Annotated in this window: 32 protein-coding genes and 4 pseudogenes; 14 read left to right on the top strand and 22 right to left on the bottom strand. The window is 70.3% G+C overall.

The window, feature by feature from the left end:
- Positions 1-569: TetR/AcrR family transcriptional regulator C-terminal domain-containing protein (locus P3T29_RS30625; protein WP_280719943.1), on the top strand; the 569-nt coding region annotated here is incomplete at its 5' end.
- 750 nt (positions 570-1,319) lie between these two features.
- Here P3T29_RS30625 and P3T29_RS30630 read toward each other — a convergent pair.
- The 3 genes and pseudogenes from P3T29_RS30630 to P3T29_RS30640 form a co-directional block, all read right to left on the bottom strand.
- Positions 1,320-1,581: pseudogene (locus tag P3T29_RS30630) on the bottom strand (DJ-1/PfpI family protein); the annotation flags it as partial.
- A 1-nt stretch (position 1,582) separates the two neighbouring features.
- Complete coding sequence (locus P3T29_RS30635) at positions 1,583-1,822, bottom strand: hypothetical protein (protein ID WP_280719944.1); 240 nt, start codon at positions 1,820-1,822, stop codon at positions 1,583-1,585.
- A 344-nt stretch (positions 1,823-2,166) separates the two neighbouring features.
- Complete coding sequence (locus P3T29_RS30640; protein ID WP_280719945.1) at positions 2,167-2,595, bottom strand: STAS domain-containing protein; 429 nt, start codon at positions 2,593-2,595, stop codon at positions 2,167-2,169.
- Between the two features lie 131 nt (positions 2,596-2,726).
- Here P3T29_RS30640 and P3T29_RS30645 point away from each other — a divergent pair, with 131 nt between their 5' ends.
- The 3 genes and pseudogenes from P3T29_RS30645 to P3T29_RS30655 all read left to right on the top strand — a co-directional run bounded on the left by P3T29_RS30645 (position 2,727) and on the right by P3T29_RS30655 (position 4,543).
- Positions 2,727-3,080: a winged helix-turn-helix domain-containing protein gene (locus P3T29_RS30645; protein WP_280719946.1), complete on the top strand. Its 354-nt coding sequence runs from the start codon at positions 2,727-2,729 to the stop codon at positions 3,078-3,080.
- Between the two features lie 89 nt (positions 3,081-3,169).
- Positions 3,170-3,709, top strand: a pseudogene (locus P3T29_RS30650) (DUF6328 family protein).
- 660 nt (positions 3,710-4,369) lie between these two features.
- Positions 4,370-4,543 (top strand): CsbD family protein, encoded by a 174-nt coding sequence (locus P3T29_RS30655; protein WP_280719947.1) that lies wholly within the window; start codon positions 4,370-4,372, stop codon positions 4,541-4,543.
- Positions 4,544-5,156: 613 nt separating this feature from the next.
- Here P3T29_RS30655 and P3T29_RS30660 read toward each other — a convergent pair.
- On the bottom strand, positions 5,157-5,399 hold the full coding sequence (locus P3T29_RS30660) for a hypothetical protein (protein ID WP_280719948.1): 243 nt from the start codon (positions 5,397-5,399) through the stop codon (positions 5,157-5,159).
- Positions 5,400-5,413: 14 nt separating this feature from the next.
- Between P3T29_RS30660 and P3T29_RS30665 the strand changes: the two genes are divergently transcribed.
- The gene (locus tag P3T29_RS30665; RefSeq protein WP_280719972.1) at positions 5,414-5,641 is read left to right on the top strand and encodes a hypothetical protein; all 228 of its coding nucleotides are present in this window, start codon (positions 5,414-5,416) and stop codon (positions 5,639-5,641) included.
- Positions 5,545-6,408, top strand: coding sequence for a CHAD domain-containing protein (locus P3T29_RS30670; protein WP_280719949.1), 864 nt, complete (start codon positions 5,545-5,547; stop codon positions 6,406-6,408). The genes P3T29_RS30665 and P3T29_RS30670 overlap by 97 nt, the downstream gene beginning before the upstream one ends.
- 167 nt (positions 6,409-6,575) lie before the next feature.
- On the opposite strand, the gene P3T29_RS30675 is transcribed toward P3T29_RS30670, so the two are convergent.
- From P3T29_RS30675 to P3T29_RS30685, 4 genes are all read right to left on the bottom strand, one after another.
- On the bottom strand, positions 6,576-6,740 hold the full coding sequence (locus P3T29_RS30675) for a hypothetical protein (RefSeq protein WP_280719950.1): 165 nt from the start codon (positions 6,738-6,740) through the stop codon (positions 6,576-6,578).
- 54 nt (positions 6,741-6,794) lie between these two features.
- Positions 6,795-7,001 carry a hypothetical protein gene (locus P3T29_RS32760; RefSeq protein ID WP_348532878.1) on the bottom strand — a complete coding sequence of 69 codons (207 nt, stop codon included), beginning with the start codon at positions 6,999-7,001 and terminating at the stop codon, positions 6,795-6,797.
- Positions 7,002-7,078: 77 nt separating this feature from the next.
- Positions 7,079-7,315: a flavin reductase gene (locus P3T29_RS32765; RefSeq protein WP_348532879.1), complete on the bottom strand. Its 237-nt coding sequence runs from the start codon at positions 7,313-7,315 to the stop codon at positions 7,079-7,081.
- A gap of 234 nt (positions 7,316-7,549) precedes the next feature.
- Positions 7,550-7,786: a DUF6296 family protein gene (locus P3T29_RS30685; protein ID WP_280719951.1), complete on the bottom strand. Its 237-nt coding sequence runs from the start codon at positions 7,784-7,786 to the stop codon at positions 7,550-7,552.
- A gap of 352 nt (positions 7,787-8,138) precedes the next feature.
- On the opposite strand from P3T29_RS30685, the pseudogene P3T29_RS30690 reads away from it, so the two are divergent.
- Together P3T29_RS30690 and P3T29_RS30695 are read left to right on the top strand one after the other, a co-directional pair.
- Positions 8,139-8,738 (top strand): annotated as a pseudogene (locus tag P3T29_RS30690) (transposase); the annotation flags it as partial.
- 252 nt (positions 8,739-8,990) lie between these two features.
- On the top strand, positions 8,991-9,266 hold the full coding sequence (locus P3T29_RS30695; RefSeq protein WP_280719952.1) for an isoamylase early set domain-containing protein: 276 nt from the start codon (positions 8,991-8,993) through the stop codon (positions 9,264-9,266).
- 83 nt (positions 9,267-9,349) lie between these two features.
- Here P3T29_RS30695 and P3T29_RS30700 read toward each other — a convergent pair whose 3' ends face one another.
- The 4 genes from P3T29_RS30700 to P3T29_RS30715 form a co-directional block, all read right to left on the bottom strand.
- Complete coding sequence (locus P3T29_RS30700) at positions 9,350-9,640, bottom strand: hypothetical protein (RefSeq protein ID WP_280719953.1); 291 nt, start codon at positions 9,638-9,640, stop codon at positions 9,350-9,352.
- A gap of 272 nt (positions 9,641-9,912) precedes the next feature.
- The gene (locus tag P3T29_RS30705; RefSeq protein ID WP_280719954.1) at positions 9,913-10,308 is read right to left on the bottom strand and encodes a DUF2267 domain-containing protein; all 396 of its coding nucleotides are present in this window, start codon (positions 10,306-10,308) and stop codon (positions 9,913-9,915) included.
- A 61-nt stretch (positions 10,309-10,369) separates the two neighbouring features.
- Positions 10,370-10,765 (bottom strand): DUF2267 domain-containing protein, encoded by a 396-nt coding sequence (locus P3T29_RS30710; RefSeq protein WP_280719955.1) that lies wholly within the window; start codon positions 10,763-10,765, stop codon positions 10,370-10,372.
- Positions 10,766-11,047: 282 nt separating this feature from the next.
- Positions 11,048-11,482, bottom strand: coding sequence for an Hsp20/alpha crystallin family protein (locus P3T29_RS30715; RefSeq protein ID WP_280719956.1), 435 nt, complete (start codon positions 11,480-11,482; stop codon positions 11,048-11,050).
- Between the two features lie 113 nt (positions 11,483-11,595).
- Between P3T29_RS30715 and P3T29_RS30720 the strand changes: the two genes are divergently transcribed.
- Positions 11,596-12,294 carry a hypothetical protein gene (locus P3T29_RS30720; protein ID WP_280719957.1) on the top strand — a complete coding sequence of 233 codons (699 nt, stop codon included), beginning with the start codon at positions 11,596-11,598 and terminating at the stop codon, positions 12,292-12,294.
- A 478-nt stretch (positions 12,295-12,772) separates the two neighbouring features.
- Here P3T29_RS30720 and P3T29_RS30725 read toward each other — a convergent pair whose 3' ends face one another.
- The 10 genes from P3T29_RS30725 to P3T29_RS30770 all read right to left on the bottom strand — a co-directional run bounded on the left by P3T29_RS30725 (position 12,773) and on the right by P3T29_RS30770 (position 20,977).
- Positions 12,773-12,949, bottom strand: coding sequence for a hypothetical protein (locus P3T29_RS30725; protein WP_280719958.1), 177 nt, complete (start codon positions 12,947-12,949; stop codon positions 12,773-12,775).
- 234 nt (positions 12,950-13,183) lie between these two features.
- Positions 13,184-13,465 (bottom strand): MerR family transcriptional regulator, encoded by a 282-nt coding sequence (locus P3T29_RS30730; protein WP_280719971.1) that lies wholly within the window; start codon positions 13,463-13,465, stop codon positions 13,184-13,186.
- A 1,593-nt stretch (positions 13,466-15,058) separates the two neighbouring features.
- On the bottom strand, positions 15,059-15,205 hold the full coding sequence (locus tag P3T29_RS30735; protein WP_280719959.1) for a hypothetical protein: 147 nt from the start codon (positions 15,203-15,205) through the stop codon (positions 15,059-15,061).
- Positions 15,206-15,240: 35 nt separating this feature from the next.
- On the bottom strand, positions 15,241-15,597 hold the full coding sequence (locus P3T29_RS30740) for a PRC-barrel domain-containing protein (protein ID WP_280719960.1): 357 nt from the start codon (positions 15,595-15,597) through the stop codon (positions 15,241-15,243).
- Between the two features lie 257 nt (positions 15,598-15,854).
- Positions 15,855-16,043, bottom strand: a complete 189-nt coding sequence (locus P3T29_RS30745; RefSeq protein WP_280719961.1) for a hypothetical protein — start codon at positions 16,041-16,043, stop codon at positions 15,855-15,857.
- Positions 16,044-16,806: 763 nt separating this feature from the next.
- Positions 16,807-17,199, bottom strand: coding sequence for a DUF2267 domain-containing protein (locus tag P3T29_RS30750; protein WP_280719962.1), 393 nt, complete (start codon positions 17,197-17,199; stop codon positions 16,807-16,809).
- A 160-nt stretch (positions 17,200-17,359) separates the two neighbouring features.
- Positions 17,360-17,785 (bottom strand): Hsp20/alpha crystallin family protein, encoded by a 426-nt coding sequence (locus P3T29_RS30755; RefSeq protein ID WP_280719963.1) that lies wholly within the window; start codon positions 17,783-17,785, stop codon positions 17,360-17,362.
- Positions 17,786-17,816: 31 nt separating this feature from the next.
- Positions 17,817-18,479, bottom strand: a complete 663-nt coding sequence (gene grpE / locus P3T29_RS30760; RefSeq protein ID WP_280719964.1) for a nucleotide exchange factor GrpE — start codon at positions 18,477-18,479, stop codon at positions 17,817-17,819.
- Positions 18,476-20,329 carry a molecular chaperone DnaK gene (gene dnaK / locus P3T29_RS30765; protein WP_280719965.1) on the bottom strand — a complete coding sequence of 618 codons (1,854 nt, stop codon included), beginning with the start codon at positions 20,327-20,329 and terminating at the stop codon, positions 18,476-18,478. The genes grpE and dnaK overlap by 4 nt, the downstream gene beginning before the upstream one ends.
- A 210-nt stretch (positions 20,330-20,539) precedes the next feature.
- On the bottom strand, positions 20,540-20,977 hold the full coding sequence (locus P3T29_RS30770; RefSeq protein WP_280719966.1) for an Hsp20/alpha crystallin family protein: 438 nt from the start codon (positions 20,975-20,977) through the stop codon (positions 20,540-20,542).
- Positions 20,978-21,110: 133 nt separating this feature from the next.
- Here P3T29_RS30770 and P3T29_RS30775 point away from each other — a divergent pair, with 133 nt between their 5' ends.
- The 5 genes and pseudogenes from P3T29_RS30775 to P3T29_RS30795 form a co-directional block, all read left to right on the top strand.
- Positions 21,111-21,809 (top strand): type III effector protein, encoded by a 699-nt coding sequence (locus P3T29_RS30775; protein ID WP_280719967.1) that lies wholly within the window; start codon positions 21,111-21,113, stop codon positions 21,807-21,809.
- A 379-nt stretch (positions 21,810-22,188) separates the two neighbouring features.
- On the top strand, positions 22,189-22,569 hold the full coding sequence (locus tag P3T29_RS30780) for an STAS domain-containing protein (protein ID WP_280719968.1): 381 nt from the start codon (positions 22,189-22,191) through the stop codon (positions 22,567-22,569).
- 129 nt (positions 22,570-22,698) lie between these two features.
- Positions 22,699-23,160 carry a J domain-containing protein gene (locus P3T29_RS30785; protein ID WP_280719969.1) on the top strand — a complete coding sequence of 154 codons (462 nt, stop codon included), beginning with the start codon at positions 22,699-22,701 and terminating at the stop codon, positions 23,158-23,160.
- A gap of 240 nt (positions 23,161-23,400) precedes the next feature.
- Entirely contained in the window at positions 23,401-23,775 is a 375-nt protein-coding gene (locus P3T29_RS30790) for a hypothetical protein (protein ID WP_280719970.1), read from the top strand.
- A pseudogene (locus P3T29_RS30795) lies at positions 23,772-24,079 on the top strand (integrase); the annotation flags it as partial. The gene P3T29_RS30790 and the pseudogene P3T29_RS30795, both read left to right, overlap by 4 nt.

The raw sequence follows: 24,079 nt of genomic DNA on the forward strand, positions 1-24,079 counted from the left end.
ACGCGCGCGCCTCGGTCGATGCGGTCGCCGCCGCGGCCGGCGTCTCGACGCGCACGCTCTACAACCACTTCCCTGGCGGCAAGGCGGAGCTCTTCTGCACCGTCGTCACTTGGACGTCGGGCGAGGTGCGGGACGCCCAACTCACCCGAATGCAGGCCCTGCTGGACCCGGAACGCCCACCGCGCCCGGACGACCTGGAGCGCGACCTCGTCGCCCTGACCCGCGCGTTCGTCGGCCTGATCGCCGACTACCCGAACCACTTCGCACTCGTCCGCCACATCCACGCCGAGGCCGACCATGTGCCGCCCGAGGTGCTGGAGGCATGGAAGGACGCCGGGCCGGGCCCGGTCGGCCGCGCGCTCGCCGACGTGATGGCAGGCCTCGCCGCTGCAGGCCTGATCGATGTGCACGGCGACACAGCCATGGCGAGTGCTCACTTCATGGCACTGACCTCACACTCGATCGTGCAGCTCTCCCACTACGGCGTCCTCCCGCTGCCGGAAGAGGAGACCAACCGCTTGATCACCGGCGGCGTTGCGGCGTTCCTACGGGCGTACCGCGCCGGGTGATCCAGCAGCACCGCTCTCGTCGGTGCCCGCTGAGCCTGGATCCACCGGCTTGATTCCGAGTGATCAGCGCCGGGATTTTGGGGTGGTCGGTGCGCGTTGGCGGGTGATGGGCGTGCGGTGCCCGCTGGCCTGCCCGGGTTTTCCACGTGTGCACAAGGTCTCGGGCCCTCGCGGGCGGGTCGGATGGGGCGTCAGCGGTGTTGGGGTGGCGCGTGGACGGCGTCGCAGAGTTGTGTCCATGCGTCCTGCCAGGGCCATCGCCGGGGCCGCGCCCCGTCCGTGACCGTCCGCCGGACAGGCCACCACAGTAGGCCCTTCCCCAGCCCCACAAGGCCGGGATCCGCGATCGTCCGCGTCTATCCGCGGATCCCGAAACCGCCCTCCAGCGCCGCCAAGGTAGTCCCAGCCGGCCGGCTGACCCGCACTCGCCACCCCACCCGCTGGAGGACGCCATGCCCCGAACCCCCAAGCACCAGCACCACGCCCACCCGGCCGACCGGCACACCCCGCCACCCCGACCGGGCCGGCGGACCCCAAGCACCCGACCGCCCCCACCGACGCACGCCACACCCTGACCGACCCACTCGTCCGCGGCGCCACCGCCGGCATCGCACGCGCCCTCACCACCTGGCTCCTGGACCACCTCGAAGACCACATCCACTGACCCCGCCACCCAGGCACCACCACCGTTCCGGCGCGGCCATCACGCCCGCGCCGGGACGGATACGGGATCGAGTGCCACGCCTCGGGGAAGTCGGGATTGGCGACCCCGCCCGGCAGGACCAAGGCGTCGAAATCGCCGGCCGAGGTTTCCTCGGCCACCGCGTCCACTCGGGAAGGTGTCGCCGCGGTCGAGGTGCCGGAAGGTCTGGACCCGGCCGGGCTCGGTCGAGGTCAGCCGGGCTGTCGTGCCTGCCTGGGTCACCGTCTCCCAGTGCGCGGTCAACTCCTGCTGCTCCGCGCCTTCGGGTGCGACCAGAAAGGCCACCGCCGAGCTTTGCAGACCGGTCATGTCAGTCACCTGCTGCCAGTCGGTTGTGGGAGATCCCACGGACGCGCTGCCGGGCCCGCCATGCAAGCGGCGGGCCGCTGCCGGTGTCGGCGGCGGTGATCAGCAGGCCGCCGAACATGGAGAGGTTCTTGAGGAAGTGGATTCGCTGTTGGGCGCGCTCCTGCTCGTTCCTCGGCCTCCCAGAAGCGTGGCCCGCCCAGGTGACCGGGACGAGGGTGACGGCCAGGGCCAGCGCCGACACCCGTGCGGGGCGCCCCGGACGTAAGGAGTGCGGCGGCCACGACCTGGACACCCGCGTTGAGGCGGACGGCGGTTGCCGTATCGGCGGGTACGGCCGGAAGGCGGCCTGCCAGGGACTGGACCACCAGGTCAGCAGCCGGGACCACGTTCTCGGGCTCGGCCAGTGCGTGGGCACCGCCGTACAGGAACATAGAGGCCAGCATCGGCCGCGCACAGGTTCTGAGGATGGACATGTCGGTTGCCGCCTCTCGCTAGCTTGACGGGTGTCTGGAAGCCGAGCCGCGTATGCCCGCGATCGGCAACGCGACTCATCCGAGCGACTGAGCCGTCGACCACCGAACGCGATCACTCATGACGACTCGCTGCGCCATTGACGAAAGCGCCGAGCAATTCGCGGGTACCGGTGAGGTCGACGAGCCGCGACATCCGCGGGCTTACGGACCTCACTCGTAGGGCGCATCCGGTGGCTGCGGCGCGCCTGCGCACCCACAGGAGGACGTTCAGACCGGCGCAGTCGCAGAACGCGAGGCCCGCGAGGTCCAGTTCGAGCCCAGCGGGGTGGTCGTTCAAGGCGGTGGCCATCGCGTACCGGAATGCGTGAGCGCCGTCGTAGTCGACCTCGCCGACCACTGCTGCCCGGGCCGAGCCGTCGGGCTTTGCGGTGAGCTCCACGGTGAAGCGGGAAGCCGCCGACAGTGACCCCGGCGGCTGACCACCTACGGCAGTCGGCGAAACCAGTGAAACCGACTGCCGGTGCGCCTGGTGACGGGACATGGCCGTTCTCCTCCCTCGAGAGGAAGCGTTTCTACGACCGATCGTCTGCCTGCCATCGAAGCATGTCAAGGAATGCACGAAACTTTGTGCACATATTTGAGGACGCGAAATGCCGATCGTACGATGGGCAGGTGGACACGAATACCGGCAGCCATCGGCCGTGGACGTTTCTGACCAGCCACGCCCGGGTGCTCTCGCTGATCGCCAGGGATCCCGGGATCCGGTTGCGGGACGTTGCCGCGGTCTGCCAGCTGACCGAGCGCGCCGTACAGACGATCGTCGCCGACCTGGAGGCGGACGGCTACCTCACTCACTCGCGAGAAGGACGGCGCAATCGCTACCAGGTCACACCTCACACCCAGCTGCGACACCCCGCCGAAGCCGGCCGTACCGTGGCCGCCCTGCTCCAGCTGCTCGAGGATCCCGCCACCACCGACGGCGAGCCGGACCAGCCACCTGAACGCCATGCCGGGCTGGATTCGTGACCGCCACGGCTCCCCGCTCCCGCACCGGGTCCTCCACCCGCGCTACACACCGCCTCGGACCGCAGCCTCTCAACCGAGGAGACCGTTGCATGAACACCGAACAGCACCAGGCCGGTCATCCACCGTGCAGGTCACAAGGCGGCCCGGGTCGTGAGGAGACGGCCGAGGAGCGGGCGGACCGGTTGTGGAGCGAGATGCTGCAAGAGGTCCGCGGCTGCCAGACCGGCGCCCAGATTCTGTTCGGCTTCCTGCTGAGCGTCGCGTTCACTCCCCGCTTCGCGTCGTTGGGAGGGTTCGACAAGAGCCTGTAAGTCGTCACTGTCATCCTCGGCGCCTCCGCCACGGCAGCGCTCATCGCCCCAGTCTCCTTCCACCACTTCTTCGCCGGGCACGACCTCAAGACGGAGCTGGTCCACGTGGCCAGCAAGCTCATCGGCTGCGGCATGGTCCTACTCGGCCTCACCATCGGAGCTGCCCTCCTGCTGCTGCGGACAGCCACCGGCCACCCGCTGCTGGCCGGGATTCTCACCGGCTGCGTTCTGGCGTGGTTCGCCGTCTCGTGGCTCCTCCTGCCTCTCCCAGCCCTGCGCCGAAGCGAGCGCAACACCCGGAGGCAGTGCACGGCCTGAGCCTCACCTGAGCGAGAGCCCTCGCGCGGGGGATCCGGGTGTGAAACCGCGGGTCAGGGGCAGGCGCGGACCGAAGCAGCCTCACCGCGCGCGGCCAGAGCCACCAGGCGGAGGTGACGAGGTGAACAGCATCGCGAGAACCGGAACCGACGGCGCCCGCCGCGGGTTCGGCGACGCACGTCGTCGCGACCTCTCCGCTGCGCAGCACGCGGTCACCACCGCCCGCGACTTCACCCGCGACGTCCTCGCCGACTGGGGGCTCGAGGAAACCACCGGCAGCGACGCCGTTCTCGTGGTCTGCGAGCTGGTGGCGAACGCCGCACAACACCGGGGGCGCCCAGTCACTGCGCCTGCACCACTCCAGGGCGGCGCTGCGCATCGAGGTCAGCGACACGGATCCCGCTGCACCGACCCCCCGGACCCCGGGCGCCGGCCGACCCGGCGGACACGGGCTGATCGTGCTCGAGCGGCTGTGTCACCGCTGGGGCAGCGATCCGCATCCTGCCGGGAAGACGGTCTGGGCGGAGATCATCCTCACCGGGTAGTGCCGGCCTTTGCATGAACGCCCCCGTCCGGGGAACGCGCACCCACACGTTCAGCCAGCCGGAGCCCGTCAGTGCGGGCGTCGGCATCATCTGGCATCAGCAAGGAGGAACAGCCATGAGCGGCGAGGACAAGGTCAGGAATGTCGCCGAGAGGGCGAAGGGCAAGGTGAAGGAGACTGCGGGCAAGGCGGTCGGCAACAAGCGCTTGACCGCAGAGGGGAAGGCCGACCAAGTCAGCGGCGACGCCAAGCAGGCGGGAGAGAAGATCAAGGACGTCTTCAAGCACTGAACCATCCCGAGGAGGGTGCTCGGCTTTGCGCGGGCGGGCCACCCTCCGTAGGGGGAGCGCGGTGCGAGTTCGACTCCCCCGACCGAGTGCTGGGCCGGATCGTGCAGCTGCGCCGCAGGCTGCACGACCGAGACACCGGCGCCCGGTCGGCGCAGGCGCAAACTCCCGGGCCAGCTGACCGAGGCACCGTCGAGGGCGGCGACCGCCCGACTGCCTGTAGTCCCCGGTCGCCCCGACGTGCGCGCGTGGAACGACGAACTGCGGGCAGGCGCCGAACATGAGCACCTCGCACATCGAAGCGGAACGAAAGTTCGAACCAGCGTCAGGCGACGGGGGCACCGCCTCGGGGTCTCCCCCAGGGCTGGACCGCCTCCCTGATGTTGCGAACATCCGGAACGCGGACTCGCAGACCCTGGACGCGGTCTACTACGACACTCCGGACCTGCTGCTGCTCACCCACGGCGTGACGCTGCGCCGGCGCCTGGGCGGAGCGGACGCCGGCTGGCACCTCAAGCAACCGCAATCCAACGACACCCGCCAAGAGGTCCGGCTGCCGCCCGAGGCGGGACCGCCGGACCGGATCCCACCCGAGCTGACCGCCAGGGTGAGCGCCCTAACGCGAGGCCGCGCCCTGACACCGGTAGCCCACCTGCGCACCCTCCGCGACCGCCGGCTCCTGCTGGACCGCGACGGACGCACGCTCGCCGAGTTCACCCAGGACCGGGTCGTCGCCCACCACCTCGACACCGCGGCTCATCCACACTCGGATGCGCGCCAGCGCGGCGCGGAGACCGGCACCCGCACCGAGGCCACCGAGTGGACCGAGTTCGAGGTCGAGCTGCACGAGGGCAGCCAAGCCTTCTCGGTGACGTGGAGCAGGCACTCGCGCAGAACGGCATCGTCCGTTCCGCGTACCCCTCCAAACTCGCGCATGCCCTCGCCCACACCGCGCCGGAAGTCCTCGCGGGTTCCCCTGTCCCCGAGGACGGCGCGGCGAGGTCGTGGTCCGCCGCCTGCGCCAACTGTTCGAAACCCTCCTGGCGCTCGATCCGGCGGTCCGCGACGGCCGACCCGACGCTGTGCACCGCATGCGCGTGACCACCCGCCGACTGCGCAGCACGCTCAAGGCCTACCGCAGGCTCTTCGACCACCGCCGGAGCGAGCACCTGGCCGGGGAGCTGCGATGGCTCGGGCACCTGCTCGGTGCGGCACGCGACCACGAGGTCCTGGGCGACCTCCTCATCACCCAGCTGGACGGGGTCCCGCCCCAGGCACGTCAGGGCGCGCTGCGCGGACAACTCACAGCCTGGTCCGCGCGCGAGTACCGGCGGGCCTGGCAGCAGGCAGTCACTGAACTCGACGGCCCTCGCTACTACGCACTGCTGGACGACCTGGAGTTCTTCATCGACGACCCGCCGCGGTCCGCCCGGGCGGACCGGAACGCGCGAAAGCAACTGTCCAAGACGCTCCGGCACGAGCAGACCCGGACCGTACGGCGACTCGATGCCGCCCTCGGCCTCGCCCGGGGCCCGGACCAGGACGCGGCCCTGCACAGCGCCCGTAAAGCCGCCAAGCGAGCCCGCTACGCCGCGGAGAGCGCACGCCCGGTCGCCGGCAAGTCGGCCAAGCGCTTCGCCAAGCGCATGAAGAGACTCCAGCAGGACCTGGGCACCCACCAGGACTCCGTCGTGGGCCGCCGAACCCTCCTCGCTCTCGCCTCATCACCCCCGACCGATACACCCGGGCATCTCTTCGCTTACGGCGTCCTCTACGCCCACCAGCAGCGCACCGCCGAGGTCGCGCTCGAAGAACTGCCCCTCCTGCGCTCGAGCATCATCGACCGCCGGCTCTCCCGGCTCTCATGAAGAGGGGTCGGCTGCTCGCCGCCTGTGTGGGGTCATCCGCCGCCGCGCTCCCAACCGGTTCCGCACGACCCGGACCCTGATGCTCCGGCGCCGGACCCGGCTGTGGCGCCCGCTTGCCGCCTTCCCTGTTCAGCGGTGAGTGGCCTGGCGCGGGCACACGGCGTCAATCAACGCGGGCTACGACGCCGGGCGGAGCCGCTCGCACCCAGATAGGCGATCCCCGCCACAAAGAGCACGATGCCGATGAACAGCAGATAGAGCAGGCCGTGCACGACGACACCGACCAGCCCGAGAACGATCGCGACAACAGTGAGTGCGAGAAAGACAACCATGCTCCGATCTCCTTCCTGCCCAGCGTCCCGGTCCAGCCTGCGGCGGCGGGCGCATCAGTGCCGGGCTACCCGGGCCACCGCCACGGCCGGCTTCACGCCGGATGACCTGGCCTCGACACCGCCGACCTGGCGCAGGAGGAGCGGCGGCCCGACCGAACAGACCTGACCGTCGACAGGTGCCAACTTGAAACCCACGTGATCTCCCCAGTCCGCGTGTTCCTCGATCCGGGCGGCGAACCAGGCGAGTGCTCCGGTGAGCACCGGCACTCCCCGAGGCCCTCTGTCCACTCCGTGCGTGCGAATTTGCCGGTGTGATCACCGCTCTCGCCGCCGAAGAGTTACGCCCGGTCACGCCGGTGCGCCGGCAGCAGATGGACCACCGGGAACTCGGCCCGCTTGGCGACCCGGAAGGTGCGATTGGCCTTCGACAGCCAGACCGTGAACCTCGGCGGGTCGATGGAACACTGTGAGCCGAAGCCCACCAAGCACCCCGCGCGAGCGCCGTCCGCCGCGGCGGTCACGACCAGAACCGGGTAGTCCAGCCGCGCGGTGAAGTCGTCGAATCCGAACGTCATACGTCACCTCCGGATCGAGCGCTCACACACCGAGCGCCTGACCCGCCGCGACCGGCTCGACTGCCGCGACGGGTCGCCGGGCGGGAAGGCATCGAGCATCTGCGCGCGGGACCTGGCCTACGACCGTGCACCGCGGAGTGCGCGACGGATCCGCCGGTCGCCTCAAGCGTGAACGTGACGCAACGTGCCTGTTGCCGGCCACCGCCGGCGCGGACCAACCGCCCTCGTGGGCCGTCACGGCAGCGGCACGGCGTGCAGGCACCGGGTGCGGTTGGGACCCGGTTCGTCGGCCAGCGGTTCGGCCACACCGTCGTCCGTGACGTGGACCAGGAAATCACCGGAGTCGTCCGCGTACACCATGCGTCCGTCCGCCTCAAGCCTGCCAGTTGCCTTCACCTCCACCACGCGCGGTGGCGCATGGGTTCCCGGCGTTCCCGGCAGAGTGACGGCATAGCGCTCGATCGTTGTCATCGCAGCCTCCACTGTTACGCGCCGCGTATATCCACTCCAGCGCGGTTGAAACCTCTCGTCGCCAGGCCACGGCGCCATGCTGCACGGCCTGCATCGGGCGCAGACCCGCCGCAGGCGTTGCACAGGAGGCCGGACGGTCCTTGGGTCTCTGGGCCCAACGCCCGGCGCAACGATGGCGTCCCGCTGTTTGGTCTCGGTTGAGGTGTGCGCGGGTTCGCTCCCGGGGCGCACACCTGCGAGAGCCTCATGCTCCCTGAGCATGAGTCAGCCACCGTGCAACTCTCCGTAGTGAACTGCCAGTTCAACGAGGAGGTGCACGGTGGCCCCGTCCCAGCAGGACCTGCTTCGCCTGCTGGAGTCACTACGTTCGGCGGACGGTCTCGAACTCGTCCGCGGTGTGGCCGAGCGGATGCTCCAGGAGCTGATCGAGGCCGAGGCCACAGCCCGGATCGGCGCCCAGTGGAACGAACACACCGAGACGCGCACCGCGTTCCGCAACGGCCACCGCGACAAGACGCTGAGTACCCAGGCCGGCGACCTGGACCTGGCCATCCCCAAGCTGCGGTCGGGGAGCTTCTTCCCGAGCCTGCTGGAGCGGCGGCGCCGGATCGACCAGGCCCTGTACGCGGTGATCGTGGAGGCCTACGTCCACGGCGTGTCCACCCGGTCGGTCGACGACCTGGTCAAGGCCCTCGGTGCGGACACCGGGATCTCCAAGAGCGAGGTGTCCCGGATCTGCCAGGACCTGGACGGTCAGCTGACCGCCTTCCGCACCCGGCCACTGGACCACGTCCGCTTCCCGTACGTCTACCTCGACGCGACCTACTGCAAGGCGAGGGTCGAGCATCAGATCGTCTCCCGGGCAGTGGTGATCGCCACCGGGATCACCGAGGACGGCGGCCGCGAGGTGCCAGGGGCCATGGTCGGCGACAGCGAGACCGAGGTGTTCTGGACTGTCGGTCGCGGCACAGCCCTCAGGCGGCTGAGCCTTCACCACGCTGCGGCCTCGGGGGAATTGCTCGACCGGGCCTGATGGTCGAGGCCGGCCGGAGCAGGGGAGAGCGGTAGCCGACACCCATGCCCGGGCCGTTACGGCTGTCCGGGTGAGCGGTCCCCCCGGCGGGTGCGTCAGGAAGGCGTCCGGGGTGTACGGGAGTGAGGATCAGATGGACATTCACCGCTGTAGATGAGGAGCTGACACGTCATGCTGGAACGCGTCCGCCACCAGGGCAGCACCCAGGTCACGTTCGTCCTGCCTGCCGAGCACCCCTGCTGTGACGTCAGCGTGGTCGGCGACTTCAACGACTGGCAGCCGGGCGCCCACCCGCTCAGCCCCCGCAAGAACGGCACCCGTTCCGTCACCGTCGCACTTCCCGCCGAGAGCCGCGTACATTTCCGCTATCTCGCCCATGGCGACTACTGGTTCGACGACGACCAGGCCGATGGGCACGACGGGACCAACAGCTACCTCCACACCTGACCCCGCCCCGGTCACGGCGCGGTGACCGGTCTGTGCCGGCGCCAGCAGGATCAGAGAGCGCGGCTCCCCGCCGACGGGCTCGCTCACAATCGCAGTGCACCACTGGTGATCAGCAGGTCGCCTCCATGGTCGGTGACTGGATAGCCGGCCTGCTCCAGGATGGCGGACAGCGCGGACGTCACCGCGTCGCGCAGCCCGCGGTGTTCGACCGGTGTCCCGCCGGCCTCCGCCCGGGTCTGTGTCGCGACGGTGGGGCCCGCCACCTCGCCCAGCCTCCAGCCGACCACCACTCCCTCGTGGCGGAGGCGCACATCCAGGCCTGCGGCTCCAGGAGCGGCGATGTCGAACCCGGCCCCCGTCAGTACCCGGCACACGTTCTCGAACAGCTCCCGGCGGTCCGCCCCCGGACCTTACAGGCACTGCGGGGCATGATCTATGCACATCAGGTAGTCGAATGGGCTGGCTGTCGCTGCGGTCACCGCAGGGATATATCCGCGATTTTGGATGTGTGTGCCCTGGCGGTGTCGACAGCCCCCGTCCGACCGCGCGCGGGCCCCGCCCCGGGATCGGGGACGAGCACACGGCGGCGCAGCTGGCCCCGCCTGCGCCCTACCTCCTTGTCCGCCTGGACGGGGGCTTTCGCTTGTCAGGCGGCTGTGGTGAGTTCGGCGCGGCCGAACAGGAGCGCGTATCCGGGGGGCAGCTGTGCGAGGAGGCGGCCGGTCAGGTGGTTGCCGGCCAGGTCCGCGAGGACGGTGAGGACCGAGGAGGTGTCCCAGCGGGCGGTGGCAGCGGTGGTGGCAAGGCGCGCGGCGACATTCTCGACCAGGGCGGGGGCGTCCAGGGGCTGGGTGAGGGGGATCTGCGAGGTGAGGACGGCGCGTGCCTTGGCCGGCAAGGCGGCGGCGAGGTCGCGGCGTTCCTCGCCGACGAGCTGGCCGCCGAGGGCGGTCAGGACGGCGTGCAGGACGCGCTCGGTTTCCTGGTCGTCGTCGTAGCGGCCGGCGGCGCGCACGTGTCGCACGAGTTCGTTCCACGTCATGGCTGGTGCCCTTTCCGGGTGTTCGGGTCGCTGGAGCACGGGGGGTTTGCGTCGGGGATGGTCAGCTGGGTCCGGGACGGCCGAAGAGAAGGTCGTAACCCGGCGGGAGCTGGAGCAGGACGCGGCGCATGAGATCGTCGCCGGCGGCGTCGGCCACGACGCTGAGCACGGCACCGACATCCCAGGGGGCGCTCTGCTCGGTGGCACCGTCGATCCAGGCGGCGGTGGCGCGTACGAATCGCTCGGCGTCCAGCGGCTCGGCGGCCTGCAGCGGGTTGAGCAGGATCAGGGCTACGGTTTCGGGCAGTTGGGCGGCCAGCTCCGCGCGTACCGCGCCCACGAGATGGGCACCGAGCAGGGCGAGGATGACACGGGCCGCCCGCTCGGCTTCCTGCGCTGTGTCGTATTCGCCGCGTTCCTGGACCTGGGTCAGGAACGCCTCCCATCGAAGAGTCACCTGGGCCTCCTTCCGGCAAGTGCTGTCGCGGGCCGGTGAGTTGGAGAAGCAGGCCAGCCTGACGGCTGGGTAGGGGGAGGCCGAGCCGCGGCCACTGCTCGGCCGGTTCGCCGCGCACCGCCCACTGCGGGGGCGTGTCGCGCTTGTCGTCCATAGAGTGCTCGCGGCCGTCAGCGCTTCGAGGCGCCTTGCGGTGAGTGGGGCGCGCGGACGGGTGGTGCGGGCTGTGCCGCCCCACGCGGCCCGGGGGTCGGGGCGCGGGGCGGCAGCTGGGCGATGGCGTCAGGCCTGGATCTGCTTGCGGTCGCCGCTGTGGCTGATCGAGACCTTGCGGGGCTTGGCCTTCTCGGCGACCGGGATGCGCAGTGTCAGCACACCCGTGTCGTAGTCGGCGGTGATGCCCTCGGGGTCGAGCGTGTCGGAGAGCATCACCTGGCGCGAGAAGACACCGAGCGGGCGCTCGGACAGCTCCATCCGCACCCCGTCGGCCTCCGGGCGCGGACGGCGCTCCGCCTTGACCGTCAGCATGTTCCGCTCGACGTCGATGTCGATCGCCTCGGGGTCGACACCGGGCAGGTCGAAGGCGATGACGTACTCATCGCCGACCCGATAGGCGTCCAGCGGCATCGGGGCCGGACGGCTCCACGTCCCCGAAGCGGTGAGGAACTGCTGGGTGAGCCGGTCCAGCTCGCGGAACGGGTCAGTGCGCATCAACATCGCGAAACACCTCCAGATGGTCCAGGCAACAGGTGCCAATGCGCTGCATCTGACACCGTTGTAGCATGTCATCCATCCGATGACAAACCCCCAGTCGCCGAAAGAGTGACACCATGAGCGAGAAGTCCGAGAATCCCGCCAAGAGCGCCGGCCCACCCCCCGGCCCCACCTCGTTCCTCGCAGCCCGGGCCGCCTTGGACGCCATCGACGACGCCGTCCGCACCGCCCAGCAGCACACCACCCCCGCCGACGCCGTGCGTCCCGAGCCCGCCTCCTCCACAGCGCCCGAACAGGCCTTGGCCGCCCTCCTGCTGCTACGCGAACTGCGCACCCAACTCGCCTACTGGGAAAGCCCCCTCATCGAGACCGCCCGCCACGCCGGCGCCACCTGGGCCGAACTCGCCCACCCCATGGGCGTCGCCAGCCGCCAAGCCGCCGAAACCCGCTACCTGCGGCTACGCCCCACCACCACCCCCGAGGGCACGGCCACCGGAGCCCAGCGCGTCAAATCCGTCCGCGACCACCGCGCCGGCGAGCGCACCGTCACCACCTGGGCCCGCACCCACGCCGCCGACCTGCGCATCCTCGCCGCCCAGATCACCGCCCTCACCGACCTCGCCCCCGCCGCCCAACCCGGCCTCGACGCCCTGCGCACCGCCCTCGGCCATACCGACGCCGCCCACCTCCTCGCACCCCTGACCGGTATGCGCCCCCACCTGAGCGCATACCACCACGACCTCGCCACCCGCCTCGACACTCTCGACCAGCAGACCCGACAACTGCGCCATGACAGCACCCAGCGCCGCACCTGAGTCAGCGGACACACACGAGCGCGCCAACCCGTGCGGCACCCCGCCCCCACCGGCAGCCGACCCGCCCGGGCCGCCCGACTCAATCCCCATCACGCCCGACCCCGGGGAGCGGCAGAACCAGCGACACCCCGCAATCACCCACCGGCCAACCGGCCCGCAGACCACGGGCGCCGACGCGCCCGCACGCTGGCAGCAACTCGAAGACCAGCTCGCGCAGGTCAGAGCACGCCTCAAGAACGAGACCGACACGGCCCTGGCATCGATCGACCAATGCCTCACCAGACTGCAGGCCCTACGACAAAAACTGGCCGCCCACCTGCCGGCACCAGGTCACGCAACCACCCCGGACGGCGCGGCCTCCCTCCAGGGACACGGCCGAGCCGGGCCAACCACAGTGCTGGACCTCGTCCGCCTGCAGAGCAGACCCGTTCGCGAAGGTCCGGAAGCGGAGTGATCACGCTGCCCGATCGACCTGGGTTCAGAGGTCGCCGTCGAACCGGACCGGGGTCGCCAGGAGGAACAACTGGCCGGCGGTTGCCACGGCGGGGAACTCGAAGAGGTTGGTGAAAGGGCCGGTACCAGCCAGGGCCGGGCGGCGGTCGGCGAAGAACTCCGGCCAGGGCCGACCGTCGATCCCGGTGCTGATCATCCCCATGCGAGATCCCTTCCCCCCGACCGGCCCCGTCATCCGGCCGCCGCATGGATCACATCGTCGGCCAGGAGCCGCCGCACACGGGCGCCTCCCTGGTAGCGGCCCGGCGCGCCCGTGTGCGGAGATGAAGGGGCGGCGCTGTGACGCCCCGGCGTGCTCGGGGTCGTCCTGCTGCCTGGGGGCGGCCTGCGGTGAGCGCGTCGCAGGACCGGTCCTGGCGGCCGGACAGGTGGTAGGTCAGGTGTCCGCCGTCGGCTGCGGGTCGCCGGACGCCTGGCGGAGTTGTTCGTTGATGCGCAGGGCTTCCTCGAGTTGGTCTTCGAGGATGACGATGCGGCAGGCAGCGTCGATGGCGGTGCCTTGGTCGACGAGGTCGCGGGCGCGCATCGCGATGCGCAACTGGTAGCGCGAGTAGCGGCGGTGACCTCCCTCGGAACGCAGGGGGGTGATGAGGCCCTGTCCGCCCAGGGAGCGTAGGAAGCCGGGCGTGGTGCCTGTCATCTCGGCGGCGCGGCCCATGGTGTACGCGGGGTAGTCGTCGTCGTCGAGGTTGTCGGGGGTGTGGGGTCGGATGGCGGTCGTGGTCACTGCACCTCATTCTGTGTTGGTTCGGGGACGCGTCGAGGGGCCCCGGCGCCATAGCGGCTCCGGGGCCCGAAGGGTTAACACCATCTACCGGCCTTGGCCGGGTTCCTTGTTCCACACTGCCCCGGGGGTGGGGGTGTGCGGGGATCGCGTATGCGTGACCGGAAACCACCGTCCTCGTGCTCAAAGGGGGCCTGCGGTGTCCGCCCGGGTGAATGCCTCACGGGCCGGGCGATCCTGATGGCGCTCTGTCCCTCCTTCATCCTCTGTACTGACTGGCACTGCGAACTGTGGGCACTGCCAACTACTGATTCTGCGAACTGCTCGGTACTGCTCACACGGGTACTTCTCGGTGCTGCTACGGCCCTCCCGGGCCGCCATGTCCGGCAGCCAGCCCCGTCGCCCGTCCTGCACCTTCTCTCTCTGGCTTCGAAGCTCTGCTGCCGCACCGTTGTTTGCGTCACTGCTTCACGCCCACCTGTCCGGCGTGTCCTGCGTACTGCTCAACTGCTGGGCACTGCACCTGCTGAACGCGGTACCGCTCGGTGGCGGCCCCTGATCACTGCGGGCCGCCCGGCCCAGCTGCCAGTCCCGTCGCCCAACTCCACCACCCTGGCTTCAGGACCCCACAACCGTGCCAACCTGCGAACTTCGGTACTGCTTGCCCGCCAGTTCGTGTCTGGCGGGTACCGATTGACTGCGTCTACGAGAGAAACGTTAGCCACACCCCCCAGCAATGTCTACTCCAGTCAGCACAGATTTTTCGGTGTCTGAGAGGGAGGTAGTCCTTCTTCCGCGACGGACCGGACCGCGCACCTCGCGGCCTGGAACGATGAGCGGAACCATGAAGGGGAGACGACCGATGGAAGGGCTACAGGCCGCGCCGACAGTGCGGCCACCCGCGCCGCACGCGCAGGCGTTGCTGCTAGCCGCCATCACCGAGGCCCTCCGCGACCGGGACGAGCGGAGTCTGCGCCGGCTGCTGGCCCGTTTCGCCGAACAGGTCACTATCGCCGACCTGCGCCCCCTGCGCGACGCAACCAGCCCTGGCCGATCCGGGTGCGCCGAAGGCGCCGTTGTCGGTGCCCGGGTAGAGCGGCTCCCGGTGGCGGGCTCGGCGCCGCCCAGATCCGCCTTGCCGTCGCCGGTGTATTCGGCGGATGTCAGGTTGGTCATGCCCGCGGGGGCGCGTTGTCCGGGCCAGGTGGGGGTACGACGGTGCGGTTAGAGGTGTTCTCGTTGGCCATCCAGACGGGAGGCGCCGCTGAGTGCCGCTGTCTGGATCCCGAGGACTGCCAGGGTGCGATGAGATCGGTTGCCGCAGGGTGCAGCTACGGGTAGTCGTCGGGGTGCAGCCCTTCCGGGTGGAAGGCGCGTCAGGACAGGCTGTCCGGATCATTCTGTATTTCATGCGGGCACGTGTACCCCGCTGCGGCGTCGGTCCCACGCCGACCGTGTGGTGCAGCGCGCCCTTGTCATCCGGTCGGCTCCATCGCACGGCGACCGATGCGAGGGAGCGTGGGGCGGTCAGCGCAGCGCTCGCCGGCGCCTGGTGGCGCGCACGCCGAGGAACACCACGTCGGCGACCAGCAGGACGATGCCGATGACCAGCAGGTAGAGCAGCCCGTGGACCACCGCGCCGATGAGGCCAAGCGCGATCGCGATGATGACCACGAGGAGGAAGAGGGCCGTGACATGCCTCCTTGCGTTCAGCGGCGAGCGAGTTGGCGTTCGCCGCCCGCACCGGGTTGGTAGGTGAGGTCGTAGTGGCGGAAGACGGCTTCCTCGTCCTCGGCGGGCAGGATGTCGTCCGTGCCGATCGCCGGGCAGTCCTTCACCCGGGCCTTGTCGTAGACGACCTTCACGTAGCCGGGGCCGACCGTCGCGCCGTCCAGGGGGACGAAGACCAGGCGGTGGCGGGTGGGCAGGCCGACCTGGACGGTGGCCATGGCCGGCTCGTCGGTGCTGGTGTCGACGTAGATCGCCTCCAGCGTGCCGATCTTGTGGCCACCCGCGTCGACGACGTGCTGGGTGCGCCACTCGCGGATGTCGGCTATCTGGATCACGGTGACTCCTCCCTGCGGCCCAGAGCCCGGTGGTGGGTCCGGGAGCCGCCGACCGTGGCCGGGGCTGTGTTCTGTGCACCTCTCAGCGTGCCTCCGTCGCCGAGCGGACACCAGCGCACCCGCTCGCTCGAGCCACGCGAGCAGGGGACACAGGTGCTCCTCGACAGGGGCGGGGGCGCTCCAAACCCTCGCCTGCCGCACCAGGGCGTCCAGCCCGGTATCCGCCTTCCGGTTCCACGGCGTCGACGCCATCGCGGTCAGGGGCGCGCTGTCGGACGCAGGCGGCCGGAGGTGGTCCGGTCCGGTGGAACTGGTGACCGTGCGGTGCGCAGGTCCTCGGCCAGTTGGTCGCGCAGTGCGTGCAGCGCTGCCGGACCCGCGCAGGCCGCCAGGTGATCCACGAGATCTTGGACGAGGTGGTCGTTGCCGGCACGTACGGCGGCCACGATCCTGATGAGGGAGGTCCGCCTCGCTCGGGCCACTCGGATGGGGTTAGCCTTCGCCTGTCATAAGCGAGCCAACGAGCGGACCGGCGAGTAGGCACGCCGCGTGTACGAGGTTCGTTGGCGGAGCGTCGGTGCCGGAGCAGGTCGAGGTGGCGAAGGGCGGCAAGGAACCGGTCGCAAGTCGCTTCCGGCGGGAGGCCAGGACCGGCGAGCAGGCTGAGGAGTAGGTCGAAGCGGGCGTCGAGTGGCTGGTCGCGGGTCTCGACGAGGCCGTCGGCGTACAGGACAAGCTGGCCGTGGGCGTGGAGGGCGACGAAGGTCGCCAAGGGGCGCCACCGAGGCCCGGCGCCCAGCGGGACACCGGGGGCAGGCCGAGCAGCTGCGGGGCCTTGCCAGCTCGGATGAGGACGGGTGACGGGTGACGGGTGGCCGGCGAGTGCGATGCGGCAGCGGCATCGGCGGCGGCGGGGATCGTAGGCGGCGTAGACGCACGCGACTGGGGCAGCCTCGGCCCGTCTCCGATGGCCGCCGAGGCGGATGCCTGGCGGCCGATAGTGCCTCGGCGTCATAGCACCACCGTCAGGCGCCGCCAGCACGCGGCGCCTGACCGGCACCTGGCCCGACTGACGGCCCAGCGGACACTGACTCGCCGTAGCACCTGGACGCGTGGAGGCACATGTGGCCGAACTCGTGCCCGAGCGTCAGCCGAAGCGCCGGCACCCTCGCCGCGCGTCCGCTCGCCTCTTCGTGAGCCGATGCGGGGTCAGGTGGGTTGGGGCCGGCCGAACAGCAGGTCGTAGCCGTCGGGGAGCTGGGTCAGTATGCGTTGCAGCAGGCTGGGTTCCGCGAGGTCGGCGACAGTACTGAGCACGGCGCTCACGTCCCACTGGGCTGTTTCGGGGGTTGCTCCGGTGATCCAGTGGGCGGCGGCTTCGACGAAGCGCCGTGCGCTGATCGGCCCGTCGGCGGGTGGCGCGTCCATCAGCGGCGCGTAGACCTTCGGCAGGCGTTGCGCGAGGTCGGTGCGTTCGGCGCCGACGAGATGTTCACCGAGCAGGCCAAGGACCACGCGTACGGCGTGATCGGCCTCCCACTGATCCGTGTATTTTCCGCGATCCACGACCCGGGCAAGGAAGTCGTCCCACAGCGGATGCATCGCCCGCCTCCTCACGCCCGGCTCCAAGGGCCGGTCTGGTCTCGATGGTGAACTCCGCCCAGGGGTCAGGCCTGGGTACCGCAGCGGGGCTGGGCCGGCGCACCGCGAGATGGTGCGCCGGTCCAGCGGGCGCCGCGCCGCACGACTTGGTGCGGCCGCATCAGCCCCCGCGCTTGATCTGGATCTGTCGGGCGGTCGGTTTCCCGGTGTCCAGCGGCACCTTCACGGTGAGGACGCCGTCGGCGTACGTCGCACTGACGTCCTCTTCCTTCGCCTGGCTCGGCAGCTGGACGGTGCGTTGGAACGAGCCGTAGCGGAACTCTGACCGGTGCTTGTCCCGGTGCTCCTCGCTGCGTTCGGCCCGTATGGTCAGGACGCCGTCCTGCACGGTGATCTCGGCGTCCTTGCCTGGGTCGATGCCCGGCAGCTCGGCCTGGACCACGTACGTGCCGTCCTGTTCGAACTCCTCCACCCGGATGTACTGCTGGTCGGTGGGCCGAAGGAACGGCAGCCCTTCGAACCATTCGGGCAGGTCCGGGTGCCACGCGGTGAGCGGAAGCCTCTTTCGCATGATGTCGCCGGCCATCACTGTCTCTCTCCTCTTGCTGCTTCAGCCGTTACCCGAGGGCCGAATCTTCGGGCCGTCGGATGTCGGCTGCCTGTGCGGGTGGTTCGCCGACCCGGACCTGGGCGGGCCGCAGGAGGTGTTCGCCGACCCGGTAACCGCGGCGAAGGACCGCGGTGCAGATCGGACGGTCCACGTCGGCCGTGCGTTCGTGGGTGAGCGCCTCGTGCTGGGCAGGGTCGAACGGCTCACCCTGGATGCCGACGCTCTGCAGCCCCAAGGTCGCGAGTTGCGACTCCAGCTGGCCCGCGACCGCCTTCAGGCCACCGGTGAACTCCCCGTGCTCACGGGCCTGGTCGACGGTGTCCAGCACCGGGAGTAGTGCTGTGAGCACGTTGGCGAGGGCGCCCTCCCGCACCGCGAGCTGGTCGCGCTGCATCCGCTTGCGGTAGTTGTCATACTCCGCCTTCAGTCGCTGCAGGTCGGCCGTGCGCTCGGCGAGCTGCTCCTCCAGCGCGGCCGTCCGGTCCGTGTCGCCCAGGAGATGGCCACCGCTCTCGCGTCCGGGTCCTTTATTCCTCTCCTCGTCCTCGTGCTTCGCCTTCTCGGGCTCCCTCAGCTGGAGGGTGTCCGGGTCGATGCGCCGCCTGTCGTGGATCACCACTGGGGGCCGCTGCTTGGACTCGGGACGCTCAGGGCTCGCGGGCCGGCTCATCGCGCCTCTCCTCTCTGGCTCTCGTCGTCGACGATCTCGGCGTCGACGACCTCGTCCTCGTCCGGCCCGGCGTCGGCCGGCGGCCCGCCGCCCGCAGCGCTCTGGGCCTGGGCATACAGGGCGGTGCCGATCTTCTGCGCCACGGTGCTCGCCCGTTCTATCGAGGCGCGGATCGCCGCGGTGTCCTCGCCCTTGAGCTTCTCCTTCAGGTCGGCCAGCGCCGTCTGGGCTTCGGAGGCGACGTCGCCGGGCACCTTGTCCGGGTTGTCCCGGAGCAGCTTCTCGGTTGAGTAGACGAGCTGCTCGGCGCTGTTGCGGGTCTCGGCGGTCTCCTTGCGGCGGCGGTCCTCCTCCGCGTGCTGCTCGGCCTCGCGGATCATGCGCTCGATGTCGTTCTTGGGCAGCGCGGAGCCGCCGGTGACGGTCATCCGCTGCTCCTTGCCGGTGCCGAGGTCTCTGGCGGCGACGTGCATGATGCCGTTGGCGTCGATGTCGAAGGTGACCTCGATCTGCGGCATCCCGCGAGGCGCCGGTGCGATGCCGGTCAGCTCGAACATGCCGAGCTTCTTGTTGTACGCGGCGATCTCCCGCTCGCCCTGGTAGACCTGCACGGAGACCGACGGCTGGTTGTCCTCGGCCGTGGTGAAGACCTCGGATCGCCGGGTGGGGATCGTGGTGTTGCGCTCGATCAGCCGGGTCATGACGCCGCCCTTGGTCTCGATGCCCAGGGACAACGGGGTCACGTCCAGCAGCAGGACGTCCTTGACCTCGCCCTTCAGGACACCGGCCTGCAGCGCGGCGCCGACCGCGATGACCTCGTCCGGGTTGACGCCCTTGTGGGGGTCCTTGCCGGTGAGCTCCTTCACCAGGCCGGTGACGGCGGGCATCCGGGTCGAGCCGCCGACCAGGATCACGTGGTCGATGTCGGACACCTCGATCTTGGCGTCCTTGACCGCGCTGTGGAACGGCTGCTTGCAGCGGTCCAGCAGGTCCGCGGTGAGCTGCTCGAACTGGGCGCGGGTCAGCTTCTCGTCCAGGTGGAGCGCGCCTTCGGCGGAGGCGCTGATGTAGGGCAGGTTGATGGTCGTCTCGGTCGCGGATGACAGCTCGATCTTGGCCTTCTCCGCCGCCTCGCGCAGGCGCTGGAGTGCCATCTTGTCCTTGGCCAGGTCGATGCCGTAGCCGTTCTTGAACTGCTTGACCAGGTGGTCGACGACCCGCTGGTCCCAGTCGTCGCCGCCCAGGTGGGTGTCGCCGTTGGTGGCCTTGACCTCCACCACGCCCTCGCCGATCTCCAGCAGCGACACGTCGAAGGTTCCGCCGCCGAGGTCGAAGACGAGGATCGTCTGGTCGTTCTCCTTGTCCAGGCCGTAGGCGAGCGCCGCGGCGGTCGGCTCGTTGACGATCCTCAGCACGCGCAGCCCCGCGATCTCCCCGGCTTCCTTCGTCGCCGTGCGCTGCGAGTCGTTGAAGTAGGCGGGCACCGTCACCACGGCGTCGGTGACGTCCTCGCCGAGGTAGGCCTCCGCGTCACGCTTGAGCTTCTGCAGCACCCGCGCGGAGATCTCCTGCGCCGTGTACTGCTTGCCGTCGACCGAGCCGGCTTCGGGGAAGCGCCACTGGGCCTCGCCCATGTGCCGCTTCACCGACCGCGCAGTGCGGTCCACATTGGTGACGGCCTGTCGCTTGGCGACCTCGCCGACCAGCACGTCGCCGCCCTTGGCGAACGCCACCACCGACGGCGTGGTGCGCGCCCCCTCCGCGTTGGGGATGACGGTGGGATCGCCGCCCTCCAGGACACACACCACGGAGTTCGTGGTGCCCAGGTCGATGCCCACTGAGCGGGCCATGGCACAACTCCTTCCTCCAGAGCCCGCACACCGGTGCCCAGCGCCCGGATCACGCCGCCGGGTCGCCCTCGCGCAGCGCCGCTGCGACGACCGAGGCCAGAGGGCGGGTTACAGCGACGCGGCCATCAGATCCTCATCCGGCGGCCCGGGTTACGCGCGCGGCCGGCCGTCCTGGCCCAAGCCCGCTCGGCGGAGCGGCCCCGAAAGCTGTCAGGAGCGGATCTGCTTGCGGTCTTCGCCGCTCTGGGTGATCGAGATCTTGCGCGGCTTGGCGTGTTCGGAGATCGGGATCCGCAGGGTCAGTACACCCGCGTCGTAGTCGGCGTTGATGTTGTCCGTGTCCAGGGTGTCGGCCAGCATCACCTGGCGGGAGAAGACGCCCAGCGGCCGCTCGGAGAGCTCCATCTGGACGTCGTCGGCCTTGGCCCGCGGCCGACGCTCGGCCTTGACGGTCAGCATGTTGCGCTCGACGTCGATCTCGATCGCGTCCGGCGAGACACCGGGAAGATCGAACGCGACCACGTACTCGTCACCCTCGCGGTAGGCGTCCATCGCCATCGCCGCCGGCCGCGACCAAGTGCCGGACGAGCCGAGAAGCTGCTGGGTCAGCCGGTCGAGTTCACGGAACGGGTCGGTGCGCATCAACATCACAAACACCTCCAACGGTTTCAGGTCGGGCACTCCCACTGCCACTTCTTCGTCTACCAACCGTTGTAACATGTCATCCATACGGTGACAACCAAAACGTCACCGGAAGAGCGACAAGAGCCCGTCCCCTGCCATGACCGAAGTCGACCAGCGCACCGACTCTGCCGCCCAGCGGATCTCCTTCCTCGCGGCAGCCTCAGCGCTGCACACCATCAGCGAGGCCGTGCACACAGTCGACGAGAACCCGGCCACCGCGCCGGACATCGATCCCGAGCAGGCGTTGGCGGCCCTGCTCCTGCTGCGCGAGGTGCGCCACAGGCTCGCCGACTGGGAAACGCCGCTGATCGAGACGGCGCGCGAGGCGGGCGCGAGCTGGGCCGAACTGGCCGTACCTCTGGGGGTGGCCAGCCGTCAGGCCGCCGAACGCCGCTACCTGCGTCTACGCCCCACCGGGCAGGCCACCGGTGAACAGCGGGTGCGGGCGGCCCGCGACCAGCGGGCAGCCGAGCGCGCCGTCACGGTATGGGCCCGCCGCCACGCCGCCGACCTGCGACAGCTCGCCGGCCAGATCAGCGCACTCGACGACCTCCCAGGCGGCGCCGCCACGGCGATCGCCCACCTGACCCGGGCCCTGGCCGCCGCCGACGCAGCCCGCCTGCTCAGCCCCCTCACCGCAACACGCCCCCACCTTGAGGCCCGGCACCCGGACCTCGCCGCCCGCGTCGACACCCTCGTCAAGCGCACCAAACAACTGCGCCAGGAGAGCGGCGAGCGCCGAGCGGCGCCGCCCCATCGGCCGAGCGCTTGGGCGGGCGCCCCGGACAGCTCGTGACCTGCTGCTACGTGATGGCAGGGTCTTGCCAACACGAGGGGCTTGAGGTATCACAATTTGTGCGGGCAAGACCTGCCGAGTGGAGACAATCGACGGCCGCGAGCCCTGGCGTTACGCAGATCGGATCCAGCGGGAGCTGGATCCGGCAGCGGCGCCGGGCACGCCGAGTGGCTGTTCCAGACCTGCCTGGCCCGGACCATACCGTCGCGGTAAGGAGGTCGAGGCCCTGAACGGCGACGTCCGGACCGGGCAGCCGCACGAGGCGCGCTGGCGCACCCCGGTGCGGCGACAACCTCATGCGGCCATCGCGCCTCATGGCAGCCCGAGGGAGACGGAGTCGTGCGGCCGTTGAGCCGGACGGGCACGGGGAGGTGCCGCCATGGACCTGACGCTGACATCACGTCGTAAGGACGGATGGTCGGTCGTGCACGTGGAGGGCGAACTCGACATCGCCACGGCCGACCAGCTGAGTGACCGCATCACCCGCGACCTCGAGCGCCGCAGTCGGCGGGCACGCCTGGTCGTCGACCTGTCCGACCTCGAGTTCTGCGACGCCAGCGGCCTTCGGGCTCTCCGGGAGGCCGACACCGCCGCCCGCCGGCTGGGTGGCCAACTGCGTCTGGCCATCCCCGAGGGGCGAGTGCTGCGCGTCGTCCGGCTGACCGGACTGGACCAAGTGCTGCCCGTCTTTCCCACCCTGCACGACGCCACCACCAGCCGCGCCCCGAAAAGGAGCGTCATGGCGGATCAGCCCGCCTAGGGGCACCACGGCCAGGGCGCCGGGTGGGCCGCTCCCGGTGCCCGCGACGGCCCGAATGCGGCTGTCACTCCCGGGGCCTTGAGCGGACCGCCCAGGCACCACGGCTGCGAGACGGAGGAGGTGATCACGTTGGGACGCGGACCCGACCGGCCGGATCCCTACGCGGTGCTGGGCGTCACGCACTCGGCGTCCGCCCGGCAGATCACCTCGGCCTACCGCGCCCTGGCGCGGATGCTGCACCCGGACACCGCCCCCGAGGAACCCCGAGCGTCAGCGCGACGGCTCAGCGAGGTGGCGGCCGCCTACGAGGTCCTGCATGATCCCGCCCGCCGGGCCGCCTATGACGCCGCCCAGAGCGCCCGCACCTCCGGTACGCGACGGGCAGTGGCCGTGCCGGTGGTCCACGTCGGCTACCAGACGCAGGGCCGTCGGGATGTGCCGAACCCTCTTGGCGAATGGGACCGGCCCGGGTCGCTCGGCAGTCCCCTGCGGGTGGGACCCGTCCGCAGGGAGGATGCGCTTCCTGACCGCGACGGGCTCGCCTCGGCGCTGCTGCGGTGGCTCTCGCACGCAGACCCGAGGCTGCTGTGAGACCGATCGACGTCCCCGCACCACCCAGAGGCCGTGAGATGGAGACGCTGGCCGGCGACAGCGAACAGCACCGTCCGGCACCACCTCCCACACACGGGGGACAGGCGGGAACATGCCCTCGCCCACACCTTCCTGCTCACCGGTCCGGAGCGTCCCGATCCGTCGGACGCGGGACTGTCACAGACCCGGGACGGGACCGGTGTAGACGAGGCGGGACACCGCCTGCTGCGCGCGGCGCAGGTGAGTGACCGCCTGTCCCAGTGCGGCGATAGCCTCGCCGAGTTCGCTGGCGGCCTCGGCTTGCCGGGCGAGCGGGGTGGGCGGGTCCTCAAGGACTGCGAGGTGTTCGGGACGGATCGCGTTCAGGCCCGCGGCGAGCTGGTGCAGGGTTTGCGGAAACCGTTCCAGCAGGCCCGCGAGGGCCCCGATGGTGTGGTGGACGTCCGAGGGATAGGGGTAGGCGTCGGTGCGCCGGGTCTGCTCGCTGAGGTGGCGGATCTCGTCGGCGGCCGAGACCGCGATCTGGTGCGGCGTGCGCTCGGGAGCATGTCGCTTGTCGGGCTCGGAAAGTCATCGCTGCAGGTGAGAGCGGTAGGGCGCACCATGTCCGCGTGATCGTCTCGCTGCTGTACAAGGTGGCCCGCAGGTTGTTGTCCGCCCCGGGGGTGCTGCTGCGCCGCGACACCGCGAAGGATGCCGAGTTGCTCGTGTTACGGCATGAGAACGCGGTGCTGCGCCGTCAGGTCGTCGGCCCGGTCCGCTACGAGCCAGCGGACCGGTTCTGGCTGGCGGCGCTGTCCAGCCTGATACCCCGCCACCGCTGGCGCGGGGTCTTTCCGGTTACTCCCGGGACGTTGCTGGCCTGGCATCGCCGGTTCATCGCGGCGAAGTGGGACTACAGCGCGCGGCGTGCCCGCAC

The organism is Kitasatospora sp. MAP5-34 (assembly GCF_029894335.1).
GTDB lineage: Bacteria > Actinomycetota > Actinomycetes > Streptomycetales > Streptomycetaceae > Kitasatospora.